The 3,602-nt window shown below is 62.5% G+C and carries 1 protein-coding gene and 1 pseudogene; both read right to left on the reverse strand.

Features of this window, described 5'->3' with window-relative positions:
• Positions 1-482 (reverse strand): annotated as a pseudogene (locus EN932_RS31490) (hypothetical protein); the annotation flags it as partial.
• 231 nt (positions 483-713) lie between these two features.
• Positions 714-3,185 carry a DNA topoisomerase (ATP-hydrolyzing) subunit B gene (gene gyrB / locus EN932_RS31495; protein ID WP_013528198.1) on the reverse strand — a complete coding sequence of 824 codons (2,472 nt, stop codon included), beginning with the start codon at positions 3,183-3,185 and terminating at the stop codon, positions 714-716.
• Positions 3,186-3,602 lie beyond the last annotated feature (417 nt).

A 3,602-nucleotide genomic window follows, 5' to 3' on the forward strand; every position in this document is an offset into this window, starting at 1 on the left:
CCGGCTTTGGCCGACCCCCCCGCCGATGCGCCCATGGCCGCACCAGACGCGATGGTGGACACCGCCTGCACGCCCGAGCCTATGGCAGCGGAAAGCGCGGAGCCAAGCACGCCGACGACGAGCAGTGTGGCCAACGCCCAGGCAAGAAAGCCATGGGCGGTATCACGGAAATACACCTCGTCCGTGTGGATGCCGACCCATTTGGTGCGCAGGCGTCCGGCAAGGTAGCCGCCGACACCCGAGGACAGCCATTGCACGATGATCAGCCAGACGGCGGTGGATGCCGCGAAAGTGGTGACAGATGCGCCGGATCCCGACCAGGGCGACACCATGCTCAATCCAAGCCCGGAGCCCAGCAGCATGAGGATGAAGGTCAGCGTCGAGGCCGCGAAGGCACCGGCGATGATCGGTCCCCAACTGACGGCGGTGGAGGAGGATTCTGTTGAAGTGGAAACGTCGACAGCCGATAGGGTGGACTGCATAAGTGCCCCCTATCGTACGAACAGCATGATCAGAATGATGATCGGGATCGGTATGCCGAGCAACCAGAGCAAAATGCCGCGTCCCATGGAAGCCTCCTGTTAGAAATTGTGATCGATATTGTCACAATGTCTCGCAGGGACTTCCGTTCCGGCGCGTTGCAAATTGATTTTGTTGCCGCCGGTGGAACAATTGGCGCGCCGCAGCGCGCCAATTCAGATTTAACGTCCAGATCAGATATCCAGATTGGCGACCGACAGCGCGTTGTCCTGGATGAACTCGCGCCTGGGCTCGACCTCGTCGCCCATCAGCCGCGAAAACAGCGAATCCGCATCGGTCGCGTCATTGACCTTGACCTGCAGCAGCGAGCGCACGTTCGGATCGAGCGTGGTTTCCCACAGCTGTTCGGCGTTCATCTCGCCGAGACCCTTGTAGCGCTGCATCGTCAGGCCCTTGCGGCCTGTCGCAAAGACCGCATTGAGCATCGCCAGCGGCCCCGAGATGGTTTCGGAGACATCCTTGCGGCGCAGCACCGGCGGCGACCCGTAGACCTCGCTGAGGCGCTGTGCGTAACGGTCGAGCTGGCGTGCGTCGGCCGAATTGATCAGCGCCAGGTCGAGATGCGCATATTCCTTGACGCTGCGCACCGTGCGCTCGAACACATAGCCGCCAACGCCTTCATTCGAGGTCGACATGCGGCCGGTCCAGCCGCGCTCGGTGTCCTCGGCGATGATGTCGAGGCGTTTTGCAATCCGCTCCGCCATGTCGTTGGCGCGGCCGAGATCGGCGAACACGTCCGGGTTGAGCCCACCGGCGATCGCCGCCTGCTCGACGACGCCTCTGTTGTAGCGCGTGTGCAGGCCGTTGATCAGCTGGCGCACCGCCAGCGCGTCATCGATGGCGCCACGCAGGTCCTGCCCGATGCGAACCTCGCCCGAGCCGAGCGTAAGCGATGCTTCCTCCAGTCCCGAGCCGATCAGGAACTCCTCGAACGCGCTCTCGTCCTTGATGTATTGCGAGCTCTTGCCGCGCGTCACCTTATAGAGCGGCGGCTGGGCGATGTAGAGATGGCCGCGCTCGATCAGCTCAGGCATCTGCCGGAAGAAGAAGGTGAGAAGCAAGGTTCTGATATGGGCGCCGTCGACGTCGGCGTCGGTCATCAGGATGATCTTGTGGTAGCGCAGCTTGTCGGCGTTGAACTCGTCCTTGCCGATCGAGGTGCCGAGCGCCGTGATCAACGTGCCGATCATGTCGGAGCCGAGCATGCGGTCGAAGCGCGCCCGCTCGACATTGAGGATCTTGCCGCGCAACGGCAGGATCGCCTGGTTCTGGCGCGAACGCCCACCCTTGGCGGAGCCGCCGGCGGAATCACCCTCGACGATGAAGATTTCGGATTTCGCCGGGTCGCGTTCCTGGCAGTCGGCCAGTTTGCCGGGCAGGGAGGTGACGCCGAGCGAACTCTTGCGGGTGATATCGCGCGCCTTGCGCGCCGCTTCGCGCGCCGCCGCCGCCTGGATCACCTTGTCGACGACCACCTTGCCTTCGCTCGGGTGTTCTTCCAGCCAGGTGCCGAGCGCTTCGTTGACCAGGCCTTCGACGACAGGACGGACTTCCGACGAGACCAGCTTGTCCTTGGTCTGCGAGGAGAATTTCGGGTCGGGAACCTTGACCGACAGCACCGCCGTCAGACCTTCGCGGCAATCGTCGCCGATCAGCGAGACCTTTTCCTTCTTGGTCAGCCCAGAGGATTCGCCATAGCCGGTGATCTGACGCGTCAGCGCGCCGCGGAAGCCGGCCAGATGCGTGCCGCCATCGCGCTGCGGGATGTTGTTGGTGAAGGCCAGCACGTTCTCGTGGTAGCTGTCGTTCCACCACATCGCCACTTCGACGGTGATCCCGTCGCGCTCCGCCCGGATGGCGATCGGCTTGTCGATCAGCGGTTTCTTGACGCGATCGAGATATTTGACGAATTCTTCGAGGCCTCCATCGTAGTGCAGTTCATGGCGCACGACATCGGCGTGACGGGCATCGGTCAAAATGATGCGCACGCCGGAATTGAGGAAGGCAAGCTCGCGCAGCCGGTGTTCCAGCGTGCCGAAGTCGAACTCGACCATGGTGAAGGTCTCGGCCGACGGGAAGAAGGTGATCTGGCTGCCGCTGCGGCCCTCATAGGTGCCCGGCTGCTTGTCCTGCTCATAGGTGCCGGTCGCCTTCAGAGGTGCGTCGGCATTGCCATGCGTGAAACTCATCTCGAAGATCTGGCCGTTGCGGCGGATCTTCAGCTTTAGCCACGCCGACAGCGCGTTGACCACCGAGACGCCGACGCCATGCAGGCCGCCCGAGACCTTGTAGGAATTCTGGTCGAACTTGCCGCCGGCATGCAGCTGCGTCATGATCACTTCGGCCGCCGAAATGCCTTCTCCGGTGTGGATATCGGTCGGAATTCCGCGGCCATTGTCGATCACAGTGACCGAACCATCGGGGTTGAGCGTCACGGTGACGAGGTCGGCGTGACCGGCCAGCGCCTCGTCGATGGCGTTGTCGACCACTTCATAGACCATGTGATGCAGGCCCGAGCCGTCGTCTGTATCACCGATATACATTCCGGGGCGTTTGCGGACAGCGTCCAACCCCTTCAAAACCTTGATGGAATCGGCGCCGTATTCGGCTTCAGCGCCGTTGTTGTTGTCGATCTGATCGCTCATGAAAACCTGTTGTCTGGATGCCGCCTGCACAGCGCGAAAAATCCGCGCCGAATCGCGCCTCTGATATCGACTAGATATAGGCGCAAAAGGCGGTTTTTCCAAGGTTTGCAGGCATTTCACTGGGAATGGCCGGCTGCCAATGGCGGGCCTCCGCCGGCCCCCATTTCACTTCGGCCAGCGGTCCTTGAGAAACCTTGATCATGAACTTGTATCTCGGCGCCAGCCGCCTGCTGCGGTCGCGCCCCGGCGTCATGTCGGGCGGGCGGCCGGATCAGGCGGTGGTCGTCGTTGGCGATGACCAGGGCCAGGCGCCACCACTGCGGTGGCGGTGGTGAGCATAGGCAGCAAGGCAAACAGCAAGCGCAAATCGAACTGCCCCCCAGCTCGTTCCTGTGCACGACCACCTCTCTATGGCAG

The organism is Mesorhizobium sp. M7A.F.Ca.US.002.01.1.1 (assembly GCF_004022955.1).
Taxonomy (GTDB): Bacteria; Pseudomonadota; Alphaproteobacteria; order Rhizobiales; family Rhizobiaceae; genus Mesorhizobium; species Mesorhizobium ciceri.